This is a genomic window from Brachybacterium sp. SW0106-09 (assembly GCF_001293905.1).
In the GTDB taxonomy this organism is placed as follows: Bacteria; Actinomycetota; Actinomycetes; order Actinomycetales; family Dermabacteraceae; genus Brachybacterium; species Brachybacterium conglomeratum.
On the sequence record NZ_BCAK01000021.1, the window covers coordinates 16910 to 36511 of the forward strand.

Consider the following 19602-nt stretch of genomic DNA (forward strand, 5'->3'; position numbering starts at 1 on the left):
GAGAGCCTGTCGACCGTGAACTCCTGCATGTCCGACCGGGTGGCACCAGTGGTGTCCCTGTGCTCGAAGGCGGCGATCGCGATGCCGTCGGCCACGGCGCCCGCCTGAGGAGGGGGCGTCGCGCGGAGTGCTGACCTGGGCGTTGTGCACAACCCAGGGGCGCGTCGTCGCCCACCGGGCAGGATCCGGGGCATGAGATATCGGATCGGCTTCTGGATCGGGGCCGCCCCCGTCGACGACGAGTCGGCGTGCGCGGACCTGCACATGCACCTGCACACCGCCGGGCAGTTCGTCGGCTCGCCCACGCCTCCGCTGCCGCCCACCCCGCGGATCGCGCGCTTCACCGCGGCCGTCCTCGAGGAGTTCCCGGCAGACCTCGCGGACCCCCGGTCCCCGTGGAGGGACGAGGACACCGCGGAGGCCGCGCACGGTCAGACCTTCGCCCCGGTCCTGTTCGGGCCGGACAGGAAGGTGATCGGGCGGCTGACCCAGCTCGCGCACGAGCACGGACTGCAGGCCTTCGACCTCGCCGCGCATCGCCTGCTGCGCCTCGAGGACGTCATGGAATGGGAGGACGGGCCCTGGATCACGGGCCCTCTCGGCGGCAGCTGGGACGAGCCCGAGGCCTTCGCCTGTCGCGGGCCGGAGATCGCCCGGGAGAGGCTGGGCCTCGCTCCTTCAGCCCATGTGCTGGCCGGCACGGGAGAGGACAGCCCCTGAACGGCATCGAACGGCGCTCGAAGGCTCCGATCGGTCCAGCAGGTGCGCGCGGCCCCGGTCAGCTCGCGAGCAGCCGCCGCCCGATGCGTCCGAGCGGGTGCCCCTCGGGGTAGACGAGCACGAGTGCGAGCGCCATGCGCACGGCCCAGGCCCGAGCACGTGCCTGCAGCGCCTCCCAGATCGCGTCGTCCTCGATGCCGGTCCAGGCCGCGGAGGTCCGATATGCACCGAGCAGCTCGGTCGCTGACCGGGAGGGGTGGAGCAACAGGCCGCCCAGATCGCTCGCCGGGTCGCCGCGGGTGGTGTCGCCCCAGTCGATGAGGGTCACCGCGCCCGGGGAGGTCGGCGACGGGACCACGACGTTGCCCGGATGCGGGTCACCGTGCAGCAGCAGCTCGCGGCCCTGCCATCCCTCGGCGTCGATGCCCGTCTGCCATGTCCGAGCGGCGCGGCTCGCGGCGTCCTCGTCGAGACCTGCCCGCTCGAGATCGGCCGCGAAGTTCTCGGCCCGGGTCGCGAGCGGCACGCCGCGCACCGGGTTCCTTCCCACCTCGGGGGCGGGTCCGGAATGGATCGTCGCCAGCATCCGGGCCAGGTCCTCGGCGACCTCCTCCTGCCTCGCGACGTCGGACTCCGCGGCCGTCACCCCGTCGATCCACTCGACCGCGACGGCGTCCTCGGCCGTCGCGATCACGCGCGGCAGGTCCATCGGGAGGGTGGTGCCGAGCCCCCGCAGGCGGCGCAGCACCGCCACCTCCCGACCGAGCAGCTCCCGGGAGATGCGGCGTCGCGCGATCCGCAGCACGAGAGGCGCGCCGTCGAAGGTCCCGATCGGCCACAGCACGTTGTCCCAGCCCTCACCGCGGGGACGCTTCCCGATCGCCCAGCTGATCCGCTCGAGCTCGACGCCCTCCTCGGGCCGCAGCCACGCGCAGAGCAGCTCCACGCGGCGCAGGTCCACGGGCAGGTCGGCAGGAGGGAGGACGGGGGCGATATCCGGCGTGCCGGTCATCCGCCCACCGTACCGGGCAAGGCCTCGCCGGGACGGGCGTTCTCCGACGTCGCCCGTGGCGGCGGATGCGAAGTGCCCCTGGCTGCTGGACGACGTGGAGCCGCTGGCCGACGCGCTCCTGGTCGGCGTCGACACCGACCGCGGCGCGCTGGTCGACGCGGCGCTCGGCGAGTTCGCGCCGACGGGAAAGCTGCCGATCACCTTCCCGGACGACGCGGGCGCGACCGCCGTGGACGAGGACTGGCGCTGCGCCTCCCGGAACGACGTGCACGGCTACGCGAAGGAGCAGCACATGGACGGCCGGGCGTACATGCACGTCGACACCGACGGGAACCGCTGCCAGCTGGGGCACGGCCTGAGCTGGTGAGCCGAGCGGGGCGGCGCGGGAGAGCCGCGCCGCCGCCCCGTCGGTGCGCTGATGCCTCGCCCGGCGCCTCGCCTGCGGTCCGTTGCGGGTCCGCGGTGGGCGGGGCGCCGCCGAGCGAGGTCCCCGGGCATGACGAAGGCCCCCTCCCCCGCGCGTCTGCGCAGGTGAGGGGGCCTTCGTCGGCGAGTGCGATGGTGGAGCCGGCGGGAATCGAACCCGCGTCCGATAGTGCGGAGCCAGGGCTTCTCCGGGCGCAGTCCGTGTTGGCGTTTTCTCAGTCCCGACGATCCCACGGACACGTCGTCGACGGACTCAGTCACTCTGAGATGTTCATCCTTCCCCGGTGACCAGGGTCGGCAGCAGTGGCTCCTTAGATGATGGAACGATCCGGGTCAGGAGCACCCCCGGGGTTCCAGACTGCTAACGCTGATCAGGCAGCGAGAGCGAAGTCAGTGCGCTTGGGTTCGGCACTTATTGGTTTCCAGAGGACGTTAACGAGATGACTCTGGATTCTCGGCCCGCTTCCCCTTGCTGGACAACTACCGTCGAAACCGATCGGCCCCTGGCGTGGGAAGGCGTGACTATCGTGACGGCGCTCTGGCCGTCGTCGCACTCACTCTTCGGTTGTCAAACACCCACGAGCGCCCCCCGGGAGGAACGCTGTGGATCGAGTCTACCGCGAGCGCGCGACGATCTGAAGCGGATATTCCTCAGCTCACGGCGAAGCCCGCTCCTCACCAGGACCGCTCCACCCGCTACCTGGCGCGTGCGCCACGGAGCCTGGACCATGAGCCGCACCGGCGGGGAGGATGGGACGATGAGCAGCTTCGAGGCCGCCGGCACGCGCATCAGCATCGATCCCAAGACCCTGCGCGAGATCGTGCTGGACCCTGCGGCCCTGGCCGAGTGGTGCGCGGCGCACCCCACCGATCCCCGAGCCGTGGCGTTCCTGCGGATGCTGGGAAGGCTGGACGAGGCGGCGATCGCGGGCAGGCAGGCGCTCGAGGCGCCGGGGCTCTCCCCCGTGATGCGGGCCGTCCGTCGCACCCGGTACGCGCACGTGCTGCAGTGGCAGGGCGCCTTCGTCGCGGCGGAGGAGCAGCTGGACCTCGCCGCCGAGGAGACGGGCCTGGAGGACCCCACCTCCCCGTCGTCACTCTCGGCGCTGGCCTCCGTGTTCCAGCACCGGGCGAAGTGCCGTTTCGAGCACGCCCTCGCCGAGCAGCGCGATCAGCGGCCCCGGGCGGCGGGGAGGCTGTGGGAGGCGTCGCTCGAGGACGCGCAGCGTGCGCTGTACATGCGGGAGCGGCTCGGCGTCGCCGCCGAGGACGTCATCGAGTCCAGCCGGCAGACGGTGCGTCGCCTTGAGCGGCGCGACCTGGACGGCTGACCGGTTCCCGTCGTGCGGGCCGACCGATCGACCCGCCCGCGCCGAGGGGACGTCGACCGATCAGGCGGTGAGCGGGGGGCTCAGGCGAGCTCGCGGTGGCGCATGGCGCGCTGCGCCTCGCGCAGGTCCTGCTTCTCGCGCAGGGTCTGGCGCTTGTCCCATTCCTTCTTGCCGCGAGCCAGGCCGATCTTGACCTTGGCGTGCGAGCCGAGGAAGTACATCTCCAGCGGCACGATCGTGAAGCCCTTCTCACGGGACTTGCTGGCGAGCTTCTCGATCTCCTGCTTGTGCATGAGCAGCTTGCGCTTGCGGCGGGCGGCGTGATTGGTCCAGGTGCCCTTGACGTACGGGGCGATGTGGGCGTTGTCCATCCACACCTCGCCGGCGTCGACGTAGCAGTAGCCGTCGATCAGGGACGCGCCCCGGTCGCGCAGCGACTTCACCTCGGTGCCGGTCAGGACGATGCCTGCCTCCCAGGTCTGGTCGATGAAGTAGTCGTGCAACGCCCGCTTGTTCGAGGCGATGAGCTTCTTCTGGGGTCCCTCGTTCGCGGCGGCCTTCTTCTTGTCGGCCTTCTTCGCGGACATGGGTCCTCCTTCTCTCCGTCTCCGGATGCTGCACTGGTGATCGCGGCCGCGATCGGACGTCCCAGCGTACGCCGTGGCCGCGCAGGATCGCGACCGGTTTCTCCGCGGGCGCACACCCGGACGGGCCGGGGTCAGAGGTACTTCGCGGGGTTGACCGCGTTGCCGTCCTCATGGGTCTCGAAGTGGAGGTGGCAGCCGGTCGAGGACCCGGTGGTGCCCACATAGCCGACGGTCTCCCCCGCCGAGACCTGCGCGCCGACCGGCTTCGCGAAGCCCTGCAGGTGGTGGTAGGAGGTCGTGACCAGGCGGCCGTTCATGATGCCGTGGCTGACGATGAGCTTGTTGCCCGCGCCGTTGTTGTAGGTGCGGGCGATGACGCGGCCGGAGTGCGCCGCGCCGACGGGCACGCCGCAGGCGACGGGGAAGTCCACCCCGGCGTGCAGCTTCTTCGTGCCGTAGATGGGGTGCACGCGCCAGCCGAAGTTCGAGTTCAGCCGCGCGTTGACGGGGTAGACCCAGCCGCCGCCGGTGTTCGCGGAGCCTGCCACCGGGGCGCTGCCACCGCTGCTCTTCTGCTGCTGCTGGGCCTTCAGCCTCTCCTCGCGCTCGCGCTCCTGCTCGGCGAGCTCCTCGATCTCGTCGTCGAGGGTGGAGCTGCGGGTCTCGAGGGACTTCTGGTCGCCCTCGTACTTCGTCTTCTTCGCCTCGAGGTCGTCGCGCTGGGTCTTCTGCGTCTCGTACAGCGCGTCGAGCTCGTTCTTCGCCTCGGTCGCCTCCTCCTCGGCGACACGGGTGCGCTCGAGCGCGTCCTCCGCGTCGATCTTGAGCTGCTTGATCTCCTCGCGCACGGCCGACAGGCGCTCGGCGGAGTTCTCGGTGACGGACTGGTCCGTGCGCAGCGCGCCCAGACGGGTCCCTTGGGAGGCCATCGTCAGGCGGTAGTTCATCGAGCGGTCCACCGCGTCCTGCGGGGAGCTGTTGCCGACGTACACCGACGAGGGGCTGGGCATCCCGCCGCCCTTGTAGGCGGACAGCGCGACCGTGGCGAGCTCGTCGTCGCTGCGGTCGACCTCCTCCTGGCCGGTCTCGACCTCGCCCGAGAGGCGCCGTTCCTCCTCCTCGGCCTCGGTGAGGCGCTCGCCGACCTTCCGGTCCTCCTCCTGCGCCTCGCCGAGCGCGACCCGCGCGTCCTCGAGGTCCTGCTGCGCCTGCGGGATCAGCAGCTCGGTCTCCGCGAGCGCGAGATAGGTGCCAGCGAGATCGTCGTTGACGTCGCTCAGCTCGATGCGGAGGTCCTCGAGCTGCTGGTCGACCTCCGCGCGCTCGGCGATCTTGTCGTCCTTGCTGCCCTCGGCGGTGGCCGGCGAGACGACGGGGCCGGTGAGCATGCCTGCGGCCAGGATCGCGGCGGCGGCGAGGAGGCTCAGGGGGCGGCGCAGACTTCTGGAGGACATGCTCACACCTTCAGGTAGCGGTTGAGGGAGACCACCGACGAGGCGATCGACAGCACGGCGCCGAGGACGACCAGCAGGGGTGCGGCCCAGACGAGGTCTGCGGTGGAGACCATGATCAGCTGCTCGCCGAGGGTCGGTGCGAGCCAGCCCTGGACGAGATGGTGCAGGCCCAGCCAGAGCATCCCCGAGGCGATCAGGCCGCCGATGATCGCGGCGACCGCTCCTTCGAGCAGGAAGGGCAGACGGATGAAGAGGTTCGAGGCGCCCACCAGGCGCATGATCGCGATCTCGCGGCGCCGGCCGGCGACCGACATCCGGATCGTGGTGGCGACCAGCAGCACCGCGGCCACCAGCATCAGCACCGCGAGCCCGAGCGCGAAGAGCGTGGACTGGTTCAGCACGTCGATGAAGGGGGCGAAGGTGCTCAGCAGGTCGGTGACCTCGTCCACGCCGTCGCGGCCCTGGAAGAACTCGACCACGGCGGCGGAGTCGTCGGGGTCGCTGAGGGTGATGTGGAAGGAGACCGGCATGTCCTCGGCGGTGAAGTTCGAGACGAAGGACTCGCCGGCGAACTGCTCCTGGTAGATCGCGAGCGCCTCCTCCTGGTCGCGCTCCTCGACGGAGGCGATGTACGGGGAGAGGACCTCGCCCTCGAGCGCTTCGCGGACCGAGTCGATCTGGGCGTCGGTCGCGGCGCCGCCGGCGCAGGAGGAGGCCGTCGAGTGCGGGGAGCACAGGAAGATCGTCACCTGGGACTGCTCGACCAGGGTCGACTTCATGTCCATGATCTGCTTCTGCATCAGCACGCCGGTGCCCACGAAGGTCAGCGACACGGCGGTGACGATCACGACGGAGATGACCATGGCGATGTTCCGCCACAGGCCGGTGAGGATCTCGCCGAGGATGTAGCGGGCCCTCATCGCAGCTCCTCCTGGTCCTGGTCGAAGTCGCCGGTGAAGTCCTCGGACTCGCGCACCCGGCGGGCCTCGCGCTCGTCGATCAGGTCCTCCTCCAGCACGTCCCGTGCGACCGGGCGGTCCTCGGCCGACGGGTCGGTGCCGGCGTCGGCCGCGTCGGGCCCGTCGACCTCGACGGGGCGGTCGGGTCCGGCGGGGCCGGCGTGCTCCTCGGCGCTCTCGCGCTCGGCGGCGGGCGACTCGGGCGCCCCGTCCCAGTCGGCGACGAGCTCCTCGTCGTCCAGTGGGTGCTCCTCGCGGTGGGTGGAGTCGTCGGGCAGGTGCCCGGAGATCACGCTGACCGGGGCGGGGGTCTCGTAGCCGCCCTGCTCCTCGTCGCGCACCACCTTGCCGCCGACCATCTCCACGACGCGGCGGCGCATGCGGTCCACGGCGGCGCGGTCATGGGTGGCCATCACGACGGTGGTGCCGCGCTCGTTGATCTCGGCGAGCAGGTCCAGGATGCCCTCTGCGGTGGCGGGGTCGAGGTTGCCGGTGGGCTCGTCGGCCAGCAGGATCGAGGGGCGGTTGACGTAGGCGCGCGCGATCGCGACGCGCTGCTGCTCACCGCCGGAGAGCTCGTGCGGGAGCCGCTTGCCCTTGTCCTCCAGGCCCACCATCTCGAGCATCTCGGGGACCAGGCGGCGCACCACCTTGCGGGGCGTGCCGATCACCGCGAGCGCGAACTCGATGTTCTGGTAGGCGGTCTTCGAGGGCAGCAGGCGGAAGTCCTGGAACACCATGCCGATGTCGCGGCGCAGCGCCGGCACCTTCCAGGACGGGATCCGGGAGAGGTCCTTGCCGGCGACGTAGACGGTGCCGCGGGTGGGGGCGACCTCCTTGAGCACCATCCTCATCAGGGTCGACTTGCCCGAGCCGGAGGCACCGACCAGGAACACGAACTCCCCGCGGGTGAACTCGATGTCGAGGTTCTCCACCGCGGGGTGCTGGCCACGCATGTACGTCTTGGTGACGTCGTCGAAACGGATCACTGCTGCCTGTCACATCAGGGGGAAAGTCTGGCGCTCCCAGCGTAGGGGCGCACGGTCGTGTTTCCACGGCGCTGTGGACAGGGGTCGGGTCAAAACCTGGTCAAACCCGGGGTGGATCAGGTCACTCAGTCCTGCGCCGTCCTGACTGATCTCCTACCGGCTCGTCCCTCGCCAGTACGTCGATCAGTCCTGGTTCTTGCCCTGCTCGGCACGCCAGCGGATGCCCGCGTCGATGAAGCCGCTGATCTCGCCGTCGAAGACGGAGGAGGGGTTGCCCTCCTGGTACTCGGTGCGCAGGTCCTTCACCATCTGGTACGGGTTCAGCACGTAGGAGCGCATCTGGTCGCCCCAGGACGCCTTGACGTCGCCGGCGAGCTCCTTGCGCTCGGCGGCCTCCTCGGCCTTCTTCAGCAGCAGCAGGCGCGACTGCATGACGCGCAGCGCCGCGGCGCGGTTCTGGATCTGGGACTTCTCGTCCTGCATCGACACGACGGTGCCGGTGGGCAGGTGGGTCATGCGCACTGCGGAGTCGGTGGTGTTCACCGACTGGCCGCCCGGACCGGAGGAGCGGAAGACGTCGATCTTCAGGTCGTTCTCGGGGATCTCGATGTGGTCGGTCGACTCGATCAGCGGGATCACCTCGACCGCGGCGAAGGAGGTCTGGCGGCGGCCCTGGTTGTCGAAGGGGCTGATGCGCACCAGGCGGTGGGTGCCGCCCTCGACGGAGAGAGTGCCGTAGGCGAAGGGGCCGGCGACCTCGAAGGTCACCGACTTCAGCCCCGCCTCCTCGGCGTAGGAGGTGTCCATGACCTTGGTGGAGTAGCCGTTGTTCTCGGCCCAGCGCAGGTACATCCGCATCAGCATCTCGGCGAAGTCCGCGGCGTCCACGCCGCCGGCGCCGGCACGGATGGTGATCACGGCGTCGCGCTCGTCGTACTCGCCCGACAGCAGCGTGCGCACCTCGAGCTCGTCGAGGGTCTTGTGGATGCTGACCACCTCGGCCTCGGCCTCGGCGAGGGTGTCGGGGTCGTCCTCTTCGGCGGCGAGCTCGACCATCACCTCGAGGTCCTCGATGCGGGAGGCGAGCTCGGAGATGCGGCGCCGCTCGGACTGGGCGTGGGAGAGCGCGGAAGAGACCTTCTGGGCGTTCTCGACGTCGTCCCAGAGGTCCTGGGCGGAGGCCTGCTTCTCCAGGTCCGCGATCTTCTTATCGAGGGCGTCGACGTCCGTCACCTGCTCGATCGAGGACAGGGTCGAGCGGAGCCGGGGGATCTCTTCGGAGAAGTCGATGGAAGCCACGATCGGGGAGTCTACGGCAGTGGGCTCGATGCGGCCCGGGAGTCGCGGAGGAGGGCGGGCAGGGCGCGTCCCATCTCACGGCCCACCTCCTCCAGCAGCGCCTCGCCGCGCGCGATCGCGTCGGGCACGTCCGCGGCGCGGGAGACGAGGTCGAAGGCCTCCTCGATCCCGGCGGAGGCGAGCTCCTGCTGATCGAGGGTCACGGCTCCGGCGACGGCGAGGACGGGCAGACCGGCCGCGGCCGCGCGGCGGGCGACCTCCGCCGGGCCCTTGCCCTGGAGGGTCTGGACATCGAGCTTCCCCTCCCCCGTCACGACGAGGTCCGTGTGCTCCAGGCGCGCGTCGAAGTCGGCGAGCTCGAGCACGACATCGGCGCCGGAGCGCTGTGTTGCCCCGAGCAGCAGCAGGGCGAAGCCGACGCCGCCGGCGGCCCCGGCTCCCTCGGCGCGGGCCGCCTCGCCGCTCGGGTCCAGCAGCGCCGCGGCCACGGCGAGGGTCCGGTCGGCGGCGGTCACGGCCTCCGGTCCGAGTCCCTTCTGCGGTCCGTAGACGGCGGCCGCCCCGTCGGTGCCGAGCAGGGGGTTCGCGACGTCGTTCGCGGCGATCAGGGAGGCGCCTTCGAGGGCGGCGAGAGCCGGTGCGAGGTCGGCGCTCGTCAGAGTCTCGAGGCCAGCGAGGCCGGGGGCGATGTCGTCGCCGTCGGCGGTGAGCAGGCGCGCGCCGAGGGCCTGCAGGAGTCCGGCGCCGGCGTCGGTGGAGGCGCTGCCGCCGAGGCCGACGACGATCTCGCGGGCTCCGGCGCGGACGGCGGCGAGGATCAGCTCGCCGAGCCCGCGGGAGGAGGCATCGCGCGGGGCGAGCTCCTCGCCGGGCAGCGCCTTCAGGCCGACGGCATCGGCGAGCTCGAGCACGGCGGTGGTGTCCTCGAGCGCCCAGACCGTCTCGCGCGGTGTTCCGGTGGGGCCGGTGATGGTCGCGCGCTGCGCGGTCGCGCCGGCGGCGAGGGCCGCGTCGACCGTGCCGTCGCCGCCGTCGGCGATGGGGCAGGAGGTGATCTCGGCATCCGGGGCGGTGGCGACGATTCCGCGGGTGAGGGCGGTGACGACCTCGGCGGCGGTGAGGGAGCCCTTGAACTTGTCGGGGGCGAGGAGGAGGCGGGTCATGCGGTGCTCGCGATCTGCTCGACGGTGAGCGACGGGTGGGACATGGCGAAGGCTCGTGCAGCGGTGGCGGACGTCATGGCGCTGGCTCGGATCCTACGGACGTGAAGTGGTTGCTGCTCCCCTGCCCGCGACTCGGACTCCCGATGACCTGGGCGAGCCGACGGCACGGTCGAACCGGCGGCACGGTCGAGAGGTCGGCACGGACCGGGCGGAGGCGGCTCACCGCGCCCGCGCCTCGCCGAGCACCGTCAGCGGGATCGAGGTGCCGGTGCCGCGGGTGAACCAGCCGACCAGCGGCGGATTCGTGCGGGCGGCGAGGACCACGTGGGCGGTGCCGTCGGCGTCGACCGTGACCTCCTCGATGTGGATGTCCTCGGTGCTGGTGGTGTCGTACGGATAGGTGCGCAGGTGCTCCTCGGCGGCGTCGCGGGCGGAGCCGGTGTGGATCGCGGGGCCGTCCCCGTCGGAGTAGATCCGGGCGGGATCCACGGCCTGGGAGGCGGCGAGGGCGGCGCTGTCGGCGGCGTGCTGGAGGCCGTTGCGCTCCAGCTGCACCCCGGTGATCGAGGTGCCGACGGCGATCACCATGAGGATCACGACGAGCACCCCGGTGGTCAGGATCGTCATCGAGCCGCGCGCGTCCGCCCACTGCTCCCGCAGGGTCGCGACCGGCCGACCGACACCCGCGGCGAGCGGGGTGGCGACCGCGCGGAGCAGGAGGGGGCGGCGGCGTCGCTCCTGCGCGGGCCCGGACCTCACAGGTCCGCCCGAAACTGGTCGACGGGCACCGCATGGGCGGCGCCGACCGCGACGGGGCCGGTCTCCCCGAGGATGGGTCCCAGGCCCGGCACGGGGACGGGGATCCGCACCTGTGCGGTGACGACTCCTCCCGCGGTCGCGCAGGGGTCCTCGCTGCAGCTGAGCTCGACGACGTCGCCCGGCGGGAGGCCGTGGTCCTCGAGGACCAGCTCCATGTGGCGCGAGGCCCGGGAGGCGGCGCGGTCGGGGTCGGACTCGGTCGCATGGATGCGCGCGGCGTCGCGGGCGATCGTGTCGGCGGCGAAGGCCGCGGCCTGCACGTTGCCGAGGGTGAGCACGAGGTAGAGGGTCGGGATCAGCAGCGCCGCTGCCAGCACCACGAACTCGACCAGGGCGTTGCCCTGCTCGTCCTCGAGCCGGTGTCGGAGCCCGCCTGGAGCGGCGGGGAGCAGGAGGCGACGGAGCCCTCTCACCATGCCTCCTCGTCCACGGCCCTGCCCTCGACGCTCAGCGCGCCGGCGGGACCGATCAGCCCCACGAGCGGGAGCGTCGCGTCGACCTGCACGCGGATGGTCCCGTCGTCCTCCTGCACGGCGGTGGCCTCGGCCTCGAGTCCTCGCCCGAAGCGCTCGTCGACGAGCTGCTTCGCCCGCTGGGCGCCGTCCTGCGGGGTCGATCCGGCGAGCGCGGCATGGTGCGCTCCCTGCACGGCGGCGTCGACGAGGGTGTTGCGGGTGTGGACGATGAGCGCCGCCTGGATGACCAGCAGCGCGATCATCACGATCAGCACCGCGACCATCGGGAACTCGGCCACGGCCGCTCCCTGGTCCTCCCGCAGCCGCGCGGCGAGTCGCCGTGCCGCTCCTCGTCGCGGCTCTGCGGGGCCCCGGGCGGGCAGCCCGCGGGTCTGCACCGCCGCGGTCGCGGGGGTGCAGGGGCAGGGCGGGGCCGGGCGGCGCATCAGCAGGGCGGTTCGCAGGGGACGGGAGCGGTCAGAGGCTGCCGCCGAGGAAGGGCGCCATCGCGTTCTCGAAGATCTGCACGATCTGATCGGAGGCGACGGCCCAGAGGGCGACGACGATCCCCGCGGTCATGAGGGTGATCAGCACCCAGCCGGGGACGTCGCCCTGCTCCGAGGCCAGACGGGCAAGGAGGCGGCTGCGCAGCCCGGCGCGCTGCCGGATGCGGTCTGACGTGCCGGGCTGGGCGAGGCGGTGGCGCGGTCGCATGCGGGTGTGGAGTCGGGTGCGGTGGACGGTCATGTCGGCCTCCTCGGCGGACGGGTCCGGGTCAGGGCCCGGGCGGGTGCGGATCGGAGCGGTCGGGGACGGAGGGACGGAAGACAGGGCGATGACGGACGAGGTCGGGGACCGAGACGACGTCGCCGTCGCGGGCGATGTCGGCATCGGGTGCGGTACCGGTCGGGCGCTCACAGCGAGATCTCCAGCACCGCGAGGCCGGGGAAGATCGCGAAGAGGATCACCAGCGGCAGCACGAAGAACACCACCGGCACGAGCATGGCGATCTCGCGCTGTCCGGCCATCTCCATGAGGTCGCGCTTGGCGTTCTCGCGGGCGTCCTGCGCCTGGGCGCGGAGCACCTCCGCGAGCGGTGTGCCCCGCTCGATCGCGATCGAGACGCCCTCGCCGAACCGGCTGAGGGACTCCAGCGGGGTGCGCGCCCCGAGCGAGGCGAGTGCCTGGGAGACGCTCGATCCGGATCGGATGTCGGCGATCGTCGCGGCGAACTCGTCGGGCAGCGCGCCCGTGGAGGTCCGTGCCACCCGCTCCATCGCCGCGATCGGGCTCTCTCCCGCGGCGACGGCGAGCGCGAGCAGGTCCGCGACGGTCGGGAACTCGCGCGCCATGCGGGAGGCGCGGCGCTTGATCTCGACTCCCAGCAGGTAGTCGCGCAGCAGCACGCCCAGCAGCGCGCCGAGCGCCACGATGAGCAGCCCCAGCACCGCGCTCGCGTCCCGCAGCACGATCGCGGCGACGGCGAGGACGATCCCGAGCACGAGGCCGACGGCCCCGAAGACGACCTGCTCGATGCGGAAGGAGTCGGCGGAGGTGCGTCGGCCGGCCAGGCGCAGGCGCCTCTCGAGCTGGTCGGCGCCTCCGGTGAGCCGTTCGAGCAGGCCCAGTCCGCGCGCCGCGACCGGGCCGAAGAGGTTCTCCACGACGATGCGGGCCCGGCTCCTGCTGGTCGGCGCCGCGAACAGCGAGGAGTTCCTGGAGCGGCGGAGGTACGGGTCGACGCGCCGGCCGAGGTCCCGCGTGCGCAGCCAGGGCAGCTGGGCGGCGAGGAGGTAGAGGCCGGTGCCGAGCATGAGACCCAGCAGGATCCCGGCGAGCAGGGACATGCTCATCGCAGCACCCTCTCGTCCTGCGGAAGCTGCGCGATCATCAGCATCACCCGGTAGGCGATCAGAGAGACCACGCCCCCGACCACCACAAGGACCATCCCGGCCGCGGAGTCGTACGCCTGCGCGGCCTCGGGCCGCGTCGACATCAGCGCCAGCACGATCCACGGTGCGACGAGCGCGAGGCGGGCGGCGTTCACGGTCCACGACTGGCGGGCCTCGAGCTCGGCGCGGGTGCGGGAGTCCTCCCGCAGGAACGCCGAGAGGGTACGCAGGAGCGAGCCGAGGTCCGTGCCGCCGACGTCCCGGGTGATCCGCAGCGCCTCCACGATCCGGTCGCCGACGGGATCGGCGAGGCGCACCTTGAGCCGGTCGAGGCAGGCGGCGAAGTCACCGCTGGCCTGGTAGTCCAGGGCGAACTCGTAGAACGCGGGCCGCAGCTCCTCGGGGCCCTTCCGGCTCAGCTGCACGAGCGCCTCGGGCAGGGACAGGCCGGCGCGGATGGCGGAGTTGATGTGGTCGACCGCCTCGGGCCACACCTCCCGCATCGCGGTGGTGCGCCGCCGCGCCGCCGAGCGCAGCACGAGCACCGGCAGGACCGAGCACAGAAGCCCGATCGTCAGCGCCGGGACGAGCGCACTGGAGATCGCCCACAGCGCGACGGCGACCACGAGCCCCAGCCCGGCGCTGAGAGCCGGCACGGCGGCGGGAGGCACCGAGTCCAGCCCCACCTTGATGAGGTCGTCGCGCAGGCGGTCCATCCCTCGAGAGAGACGGCCGGGACGCGGGACGGCCCCCTCCTGCTCCCACAGCGACCACCAGATCGACAGCAGCCCGAGCCCGGCGACGAGGCCGAGGAACGCTCCGTCGGTCATGCCGCGCTCCTCCCCCCGAGCAGCTCGGCGAGGTCGTGTCCTGCACGGGCGAAGCGCTCGGCGTGCGGCGGGTGTCCGTCGCCGCGGACCAGCCGGTCCCCGCGCAGGGAGAAGACGTCGGTCACCTCGATGACCTCCTCCTCGACCCGACCGCTGAGGCCGACGATCTCGCGCACCCGTCGGCGCCCGTCCGCGAGGATGTCGAGGTGGACGACGAGGTCGATGGCGCTGGCGACCGTGGGGACGACGAAGCGGCTGGAGACGTTCTCCCCCGCCAGCAGCGGCAGCGTGCACAGCTTCGTCACCGCGTCCCGAGCGGAGTTCGCATGGATCGAGGCGAGCCCCGGCAGTCCGCTGTTGAGCGCGATCAGCATGTCGAGGCTCTCCGCCTCGCGCACCTCGCCGACGATGATGCGGCTGGGTCTCATTCTCAGAGCTTCTTTGACGAGCCGTCTCATCGAGATCTCCCCGGTCCCCTCGAGGTTCGCCTGGCGGGTCTGCATCGCGACCACGTCCCGGAGGGCCAGGTTCAGCTCGAAGACCTCCTCGATCGTCACCACGCGCTCCCGGGCTCCCATCGACTGGGCCAGGCAGCGCAGGAAGGTCGTCTTCCCCGCCCCGGTCGCCCCTGACGTGATCACGTTCAGGCCGGAGGCGATCGCGGCGTCGAGGAAGTCCGCGGCCTGCTGCGTGAGGGAGCCGAGGGCGACCATGCCCTGCAGGTCGTGCGCGCGGGCGACGAACTTGCGGATGTTGATCGCCCAGTGGGTGCGGGTCACCGAGGGGATGACGACGTGCAGGCGCGAACCGTCCGGCAGCAGCGCGTCGACGAAGGGGCTGGACATGTCCAGGCGGCGGCCGCTGGAGACGAGCATCCGCTCGACGATCCCGCGGACCTCGTCGTCGGTCAGCACGATGGTGGTCAGCTCGCTGCGCCCGTTCCTCGCGACGAACACCTGCGAGGGCGAGTTCAGCCAGATCTCCTCCACGCCCGGGTCATCCAGCATCTCCTGGAGCGGGCCGAAGCCGCCGATCCTGGCCGCGACCTGCGCGACCATGGTGTCGTCGTCGTGCAGCACGGGCACCTCGCCCGAGGACGAACGACGGTCGTAGTCGGCGACGACCTCCCGGATCAGCGGCTCCAGCTGATCGGCGTGCACGTCCAGGCCGCGGCGCCTGATCAGCTCCCGCGACTCGGCCTCGATGATGGTGGCGGCGTCCATCGTCTTCCCTCCCCCAGCCCTACCGCCCGGTCCCTCCACCGCGCGGCGATGTGACGCAGGTCGCGACACGGGTGTCACTCTAAGGGGAAATCACCCGGCTCGCCGCGCCAACCCAGGGAATGTGGACAACTCTCCCCGCCCGCTCCCATGGCAGGATGACAGTAGTCCCCGAGCCGACTCTCACCCAGGAGCTTCCCATGGCCGAGACCCCCAGCACGGGCGAGGATGCCCCGAAGCTGTCCCTCCCCACCCTGAAGTACATGGCCAAGCGCGTGATCGCCGAGTTCACGCGCGACGGCGGCACCGATCAGGCCGCGAAGCTCACCTACTTCATGGTCCTCTCCATCGCGCCGACGCTGCTGGCGCTGTTCTCGCTGGCGACCCTGCTGCTGGCGGGGATCAAGGACCAGATCGCGGGACTGCTGGTGGACCTCGTCAATCAGGCGGCAGGCGGCAGCGAGCTCGGGGCGGAGGATGCGATCGAATCGACCGTGAACTCCCTTCTCGGCTCCGCGACCGGCGGCACGATCGCCCTGATCATCGGTATCGGCACGGCCCTGTGGTCGGCCTCGGCCTATGTGAAGGCCTACGGCCGCGTCGCCAACCAGATCTACGAGGTCCCCGAGGGCCGCGGCCCCATCCGCATGAACGGCACGATGCTGCTGCTGACCCTCGCGATGATCCTCGGGATCCTGCTGGTGATGATCTCGCTGCTGCTCAGCGCCTCCCTGGTCGAAGGTCTCCTCGGCCCGATCGCCTCGCGCATCGGGGCCGAAGGCGTGCTCACCTTCCTGCTGGACTCCTTCCTGCCGATCTGGGCGTTCGTGAAGTGGCCCGTGATCCTCGTGATCGCCTTCGCGCTGATCTCGCTGCTGTACTGGGGCGCGCCGAACATCGACAAGCCCTTCCGCTTCATCTCCCCCGGCGGCGTCTTCGCGATCCTCGGCATCGCCGTCGCGGCAGTGGCGCTGTCGATCTACATGGGCACCGTCGCCGGCTACTCCAGCTACGGCGCGATCGGCGGCATCATGGCCGTGCTCTTCGCGCTGTGGATCATCAACATCGTGATCATCCTCGGCGCCGAGGTCGACGCCGAGTACGAGCGGGCCCGCGAGCTCGAGGCCGGCAAGCCCGCCGAGGACTCCCTCGCCCTGCCGATGCGGGAGAGCGCCGGCGCGGAGAAGGCCGAGGAGAAGCGGGAGGCGATCATCGACGAGGGCCGCGACATCCGCCTGCGGAACCTCCACCACGACTCCGGCGCCTACACCGGCGAGGACGCCCGCCTCACCCCGCGCCACGGCGTGCCGGTCGTCGATGGCGAGTCGGAGGCCGACGGGAAGTCCTCCGAGAAGGACTCCTGAGATGTGCGGGCGCTTCGCCTTCTTCCAGGAGATCGATCCGCTGCTGGACGACCTGGGAGCCGTAGACCTCGAGGACCCGCGCCTGCGCTCGCGCTGGAACATCCCGCCCACCGCCCCGATCCACGTGGTCACCGAGTCGATCGACAAGGAGACCGGCGAGGTGCTCCGCGCGCTGCGGGTCGCCCGCTGGGGGCTGCTGCCGCCCTTCGCGAAGGACGAGTCCTTCTCCTCGCGCACCTTCAACGCCCGCCGCGAGACCCTCGGCGAGAAGCCCAGCTTCCGCGGCAGCCTCTCCCGCTACCGGGCGATCGTCCCGATGGACGGCTACTACGAATGGGTGCGCGACGACAAAGGCAAGCGCAAGCAGCCCTACTTCATCGCCCCGGCCGACGGCTCTCCGCTCTACATGGCGGCGCTGGTCTCCTGGTGGAAGGGTCCGGGTGGCCACGAGGGTCCCGCGGCCAGTGACGACGGCGCGTTCCTGCTGAGCGCCACGATCATCACGCGCGAGGCCACCGGTGACCTCGCCCGGATCCACGACCGCACCCCGGTGATGCTCCCGCGCGACCAGGTCGATGCCTGGCTGGACACCTCGATGGATCACAAGGAAGCTGCCGCCTGGATCAACGACGACTCCCATCTGCTGGAGGACTCGCTGCTGGCCGTGCGCGAGGTCGATCCGGCCGTGGGCAAGGTCGGCAACGACGGCCCCGAGCTGCTCGAAGGGCCGCAGCGCCTGCTGTGACCGCAGCGTCACAGGGCCGGGACCGCCGGGACGCGAGAGCCGCACGTGTGACCGGCCCCGCAGGCACAAGGCCCTTCCGTCCGACTGCGGTCTGACGCCGCGGCACCGCCCCGCCCGTACGCTCGTGGACATGACCGGCCCGTCTCCCTCCGCCCCGCCCCCGGAGCTCGCGCCCGCCCCCCGGGCGGCCGCCGCGCGCCCCCGTGGGCACTCCGGTGCGCGCGGAGGCCTGCGCGACCCGTTCCGCTGGATCATCGAGAACCCCGGCACCGTCGACCTGATCGGCTTCGGCACGGCCGCTGCCCTCATGCTGCTCTTCGGCGTCGGCGCCGGGGGTGCCGGCTGGTGGGTGCTGTTCTCGGTCCCGATGGTGCTCGCGGGGGCGGTCTGCCGCACCCGCCCCCTGCTGGGAGTGATCGTGATCGGCGTGCTCGCCGTCTCCCACGTGCTGGTCGGCATCCCCGTCGTCGCGGGCGACGTGATGACCTTCTACGCGATGTTCTGCGCCGTCGCCTACGGCACCACCGCCGTGCATCTCATCGGGGTGGCCGCCGGGATGCTCGGGGTGCTCGTCCAGGCGAGCTGGTTCGGGATCGCCGCGCTGTTCGGCGAGTACGGCGGCGTCGGCCAGGCGGCGATCACCTTCGTGGGCCTGGGCATCATCGGCACGATCACGATCATCGCGATCTGGGCCCTCGCGAATCTGCAGCGGGCTCGGGTGCGTCAGCTCGCCCTGACCCGCGACCGGGCCGAGCAGGCGGTGCGCGAGCGGGAGCAGCGCACCGCGCTCGCCGTCGCCGACGAGCGCGCCCGCATCGCCCGCGAGATGCACGACGTCGTCGCCCACTCCCTCTCCGTGATCATCGCGCAGGCCGACGGCGGTCGCTTCGTCGCCTCCCAGAAGCCGGAGAAGGCCGTCGAGGTGCTCGGCACGATCGGCGAGACCGGCCGCGCCGCGCTCGCGGACATGCGCTCCCTGCTGGGCGTGCTGCGCCAGGAGGACGAGACCAGCTTCGGTCCGCAGCCGGGCCCCGAGCAGCTGCCCGAGCTGCTCGAGCGCGTCCGCGCCGCGCGCCTCGAGGTCGACCTCGAGTCCGAGGGCTCCCTCGACCAGCTCCCCTCGTCGGTCGGCATGTCCGTGTTCCGCCTGGTGCAGGAGGCGCTGACCAACGTGCTCAAGCACGCCGGACCCGGCGCGAGCGCCTCCGTGCGCCTGGTCCGAGGCGCCGAGGGCCTCGTCATCGAGGTCGTCGACGACGGCCAGGGCACCGATCCGACCTCCGACGGACTCGGCCACGGCCTGACCGGGATGCGGGAGCGGATGAGCGTGCTCGGCGGGACGCTGCAGGCCGGACCGCTCCCCTCCCGCGGCTACCGTGTGCGGGCGACCGTGCCGCTGCCCGCCGACCACGGCAGCCCCGCCGAGGCCGACGGCCCCGCCTCCCCCTACACCACTACCGACCCCGGCACGTCCCCCGGCCCCGCAGCCGACGACCCTCGAGGAGAGACCCCATGACCGAGACCGCCGACCGTCCCCTGCGCGTCGCCCTGGTCGACGACCAGCCGCTGGTGCGCACCGGCTTCGCCATGGTGATCGACTCCCAGGACGACATGGAGGTCGTGCTGCAGGCCACGGACGGCGCCGAGGCCGTGCGCGAGCTGTCCGCCCGCAGCGTCGACGTGGTGCTGATGGACGTGCGGATGCCGCGGATGGACGGGATCGAGGCGACCTCGACCCTGCTGGAGCGTCTGCCCGTCGAGCGGGCCCCGAAGATCATCGTGCTGACCACCTTCGATCTCGACGAGTACGTGGTCGCCGCGATCCGCGCCGGGGCCAGCGGCTTCCTGCTCAAGGACGCCCAGCCCGAGGACCTCCTCGGCGCGATCCGCACCGTCCACCGCGGCGACGCGGTGATCGCCCCGTCGGCGACCCGCCGGCTCCTGGAGCGGGTGGTCTCCACCCCCGAGCCCGCCGAGCAGGACACCTCCGTGCTCGAGGACCTCACCGAGCGCGAGCGCGAGGTGCTCACCCTGATGGGACGGGGCCGCTCGAACCGCGAGATCGGCGCGCAGCTGTTCGTCGCCGAGGCGACGGTGAAGACCCATGTGGGGCGGGTCCTCGCCAAGCTCGGCGCCCGCGACCGGGTCCAGGCCGTGATCATCGCCTTCGAGACCGGGCTGGTCACCCCCGGCGAGCACTGAGCCGCAGGCACCGCCGGGCCCCGGCTCGCGGTGCCCTCCCTCGCGCGCTGCACGGCCGGCGGTCGCGGCCGCGTCATCCCTGGGTATGACGGCCTCCCCTCCCTCGGTCTTCCCCGGTCCGCGAGGCCGCGACCG

Annotated in this window: 21 protein-coding genes and 1 other RNA gene; 7 read left to right on the plus strand and 15 right to left on the minus strand. The window is 71.8% G+C overall.

All coding sequences use genetic code 11. The annotated features are described in order from the left end of the window. Positions 1-192 precede the first annotated feature (192 nt). Positions 193-720, plus strand: a complete 528-nt coding sequence (locus tag Y09_RS10395) for a hypothetical protein (protein ID WP_053917647.1) — start codon at positions 193-195, stop codon at positions 718-720. A gap of 58 nt (positions 721-778) precedes the next feature. Here Y09_RS10395 and Y09_RS10400 read toward each other — a convergent pair whose 3' ends face one another. Further along, complete coding sequence (locus Y09_RS10400) at positions 779-1732, minus strand: phosphotransferase (RefSeq protein ID WP_053917648.1); 954 nt, start codon at positions 1730-1732, stop codon at positions 779-781. Between the two features lie 55 nt (positions 1733-1787). Between Y09_RS10400 and Y09_RS10405 the strand changes: the two genes are divergently transcribed. Continuing rightward, on the plus strand, positions 1788-2099 hold the full coding sequence (locus Y09_RS10405) for a hypothetical protein (protein WP_053917649.1): 312 nt from the start codon (positions 1788-1790) through the stop codon (positions 2097-2099). A gap of 192 nt (positions 2100-2291) precedes the next feature. Here Y09_RS10405 and ssrA read toward each other — a convergent pair. Next, positions 2292-2662, minus strand: a transfer-messenger RNA (tmRNA) gene (gene ssrA, locus Y09_RS16865). Positions 2663-2916: 254 nt separating this feature from the next. Between ssrA and Y09_RS10410 the strand changes: the two genes are divergently transcribed. Next, positions 2917-3489, plus strand: coding sequence for a hypothetical protein (locus tag Y09_RS10410; RefSeq protein WP_053917650.1), 573 nt, complete (start codon positions 2917-2919; stop codon positions 3487-3489). Positions 3490-3569: 80 nt separating this feature from the next. Here Y09_RS10410 and smpB read toward each other — a convergent pair whose 3' ends face one another. From smpB to Y09_RS10475, 13 genes are all read right to left on the minus strand, one after another. After that, positions 3570-4076 (minus strand): SsrA-binding protein SmpB, encoded by a 507-nt coding sequence (gene smpB / locus Y09_RS10415; RefSeq protein ID WP_053917651.1) that lies wholly within the window; start codon positions 4074-4076, stop codon positions 3570-3572. 131 nt (positions 4077-4207) lie between these two features. Next, a complete protein-coding gene (locus tag Y09_RS10420) occupies positions 4208-5530 on the minus strand; it encodes a M23 family metallopeptidase (RefSeq protein WP_053917652.1) in 1323 nt (440 codons plus the stop codon). A gap of 2 nt (positions 5531-5532) precedes the next feature. Next, positions 5533-6450 (minus strand): permease-like cell division protein FtsX, encoded by a 918-nt coding sequence (ftsX, locus tag Y09_RS10425; protein ID WP_053917653.1) that lies wholly within the window; start codon positions 6448-6450, stop codon positions 5533-5535. Further along, positions 6447-7478 carry a cell division ATP-binding protein FtsE gene (gene ftsE / locus Y09_RS10430; RefSeq protein WP_053917654.1) on the minus strand — a complete coding sequence of 344 codons (1032 nt, stop codon included), beginning with the start codon at positions 7476-7478 and terminating at the stop codon, positions 6447-6449. Before ftsE ends, ftsX begins: the two co-directional genes overlap by 4 nt. A 183-nt stretch (positions 7479-7661) precedes the next feature. Next, a complete protein-coding gene (gene prfB / locus Y09_RS10435) occupies positions 7662-8777 on the minus strand; it encodes a peptide chain release factor 2 (protein ID WP_053917655.1) in 1116 nt (371 codons plus the stop codon). Positions 8778-8788: 11 nt separating this feature from the next. Next, on the minus strand, positions 8789-9940 hold the full coding sequence (locus tag Y09_RS10440) for a glycerate kinase (RefSeq protein WP_053917656.1): 1152 nt from the start codon (positions 9938-9940) through the stop codon (positions 8789-8791). 219 nt (positions 9941-10159) lie between these two features. Beyond that, positions 10160-10699, minus strand: a complete 540-nt coding sequence (locus Y09_RS10445; protein ID WP_053917657.1) for a pilus assembly protein TadG-related protein — start codon at positions 10697-10699, stop codon at positions 10160-10162. After that, positions 10696-11175: a TadE/TadG family type IV pilus assembly protein gene (locus tag Y09_RS10450; RefSeq protein ID WP_053917658.1), complete on the minus strand. Its 480-nt coding sequence runs from the start codon at positions 11173-11175 to the stop codon at positions 10696-10698. Before Y09_RS10450 ends, Y09_RS10445 begins: the two co-directional genes overlap by 4 nt. Beyond that, a complete protein-coding gene (locus Y09_RS10455; RefSeq protein WP_082358761.1) occupies positions 11169-11513 on the minus strand; it encodes a TadE/TadG family type IV pilus assembly protein in 345 nt (114 codons plus the stop codon). Before Y09_RS10455 ends, Y09_RS10450 begins: the two co-directional genes overlap by 7 nt. A 178-nt stretch (positions 11514-11691) precedes the next feature. Then, entirely contained in the window at positions 11692-11961 is a 270-nt protein-coding gene (locus Y09_RS10460; RefSeq protein WP_010549768.1) for a hypothetical protein, read from the minus strand. 167 nt (positions 11962-12128) lie between these two features. Then, complete coding sequence (locus Y09_RS10465) at positions 12129-13067, minus strand: type II secretion system F family protein (protein ID WP_053917659.1); 939 nt, start codon at positions 13065-13067, stop codon at positions 12129-12131. Beyond that, positions 13064-13936: a type II secretion system F family protein gene (locus Y09_RS10470; RefSeq protein ID WP_053917660.1), complete on the minus strand. Its 873-nt coding sequence runs from the start codon at positions 13934-13936 to the stop codon at positions 13064-13066. Before Y09_RS10470 ends, Y09_RS10465 begins: the two co-directional genes overlap by 4 nt. Further along, a complete protein-coding gene (locus Y09_RS10475; RefSeq protein ID WP_053917661.1) occupies positions 13933-15159 on the minus strand; it encodes a CpaF family protein in 1227 nt (408 codons plus the stop codon). The genes Y09_RS10470 and Y09_RS10475 overlap by 4 nt, the downstream gene beginning before the upstream one ends. A 197-nt stretch (positions 15160-15356) precedes the next feature. Here Y09_RS10475 and Y09_RS10480 point away from each other — a divergent pair, with 197 nt between their 5' ends. The 4 genes from Y09_RS10480 (at position 15357) to Y09_RS10495 (ending at position 19467) form a co-directional block, all read left to right on the plus strand. Beyond that, a complete protein-coding gene (locus Y09_RS10480; protein WP_053917662.1) occupies positions 15357-16520 on the plus strand; it encodes a YihY/virulence factor BrkB family protein in 1164 nt (387 codons plus the stop codon). Position 16521: 1 nt separating this feature from the next. Further along, entirely contained in the window at positions 16522-17265 is a 744-nt protein-coding gene (locus Y09_RS10485) for an SOS response-associated peptidase (protein WP_053917663.1), read from the plus strand. 130 nt (positions 17266-17395) lie between these two features. After that, positions 17396-18781 carry a sensor histidine kinase gene (locus Y09_RS10490; RefSeq protein WP_053917664.1) on the plus strand — a complete coding sequence of 462 codons (1386 nt, stop codon included), beginning with the start codon at positions 17396-17398 and terminating at the stop codon, positions 18779-18781. Continuing rightward, the gene (locus tag Y09_RS10495) at positions 18778-19467 is read left to right on the plus strand and encodes a response regulator transcription factor (RefSeq protein WP_053917665.1); all 690 of its coding nucleotides are present in this window, start codon (positions 18778-18780) and stop codon (positions 19465-19467) included. The genes Y09_RS10490 and Y09_RS10495 overlap by 4 nt, the downstream gene beginning before the upstream one ends. Positions 19468-19602 lie beyond the last annotated feature (135 nt).

What these genes read in the sequence shown, in the direction of transcription:
- Y09_RS10395 (WP_053917647.1), top strand. Translation starts at nt 193, where the DNA reads ATGAGATATCGGATCGGCTTCTGGATCGGGGCCGCCCCCGTCGACGAC.
- Y09_RS10400 (WP_053917648.1), bottom strand. Translation starts at nt 1,732, where the DNA reads ATGACCGGCACGCCGGATATCGCCCCCGTCCTCCCTCCTGCCGACCTG.
- Y09_RS10410 (WP_053917650.1), top strand. Translation starts at nt 2,917, where the DNA reads ATGAGCAGCTTCGAGGCCGCCGGCACGCGCATCAGCATCGATCCCAAG.
- smpB (WP_053917651.1), bottom strand. Translation starts at nt 4,076, where the DNA reads ATGTCCGCGAAGAAGGCCGACAAGAAGAAGGCCGCCGCGAACGAGGGA.
- Y09_RS10420 (WP_053917652.1), bottom strand. Translation starts at nt 5,530, where the DNA reads ATGTCCTCCAGAAGTCTGCGCCGCCCCCTGAGCCTCCTCGCCGCCGCC.
- ftsX (WP_053917653.1), bottom strand. Translation starts at nt 6,450, where the DNA reads ATGAGGGCCCGCTACATCCTCGGCGAGATCCTCACCGGCCTGTGGCGG.
- Y09_RS10440 (WP_053917656.1), bottom strand. Translation starts at nt 9,940, where the DNA reads ATGACCCGCCTCCTCCTCGCCCCCGACAAGTTCAAGGGCTCCCTCACC.
- Y09_RS10450 (WP_053917658.1), bottom strand. Translation starts at nt 11,175, where the DNA reads ATGGTGAGAGGGCTCCGTCGCCTCCTGCTCCCCGCCGCTCCAGGCGGG.
- Y09_RS10460 (WP_010549768.1), bottom strand. Translation starts at nt 11,961, where the DNA reads ATGACCGTCCACCGCACCCGACTCCACACCCGCATGCGACCGCGCCAC.
- Y09_RS10465 (WP_053917659.1), bottom strand. Translation starts at nt 13,067, where the DNA reads ATGAGCATGTCCCTGCTCGCCGGGATCCTGCTGGGTCTCATGCTCGGC.
- Y09_RS10470 (WP_053917660.1), bottom strand. Translation starts at nt 13,936, where the DNA reads ATGACCGACGGAGCGTTCCTCGGCCTCGTCGCCGGGCTCGGGCTGCTG.
- Y09_RS10475 (WP_053917661.1), bottom strand. Translation starts at nt 15,159, where the DNA reads ATGGACGCCGCCACCATCATCGAGGCCGAGTCGCGGGAGCTGATCAGG.
- Y09_RS10480 (WP_053917662.1), top strand. Translation starts at nt 15,357, where the DNA reads ATGGCCGAGACCCCCAGCACGGGCGAGGATGCCCCGAAGCTGTCCCTC.
- Y09_RS10485 (WP_053917663.1), top strand. Translation starts at nt 16,522, where the DNA reads ATGTGCGGGCGCTTCGCCTTCTTCCAGGAGATCGATCCGCTGCTGGAC.
- Y09_RS10490 (WP_053917664.1), top strand. Translation starts at nt 17,396, where the DNA reads ATGACCGGCCCGTCTCCCTCCGCCCCGCCCCCGGAGCTCGCGCCCGCC.
- Y09_RS10495 (WP_053917665.1), top strand. Translation starts at nt 18,778, where the DNA reads ATGACCGAGACCGCCGACCGTCCCCTGCGCGTCGCCCTGGTCGACGAC.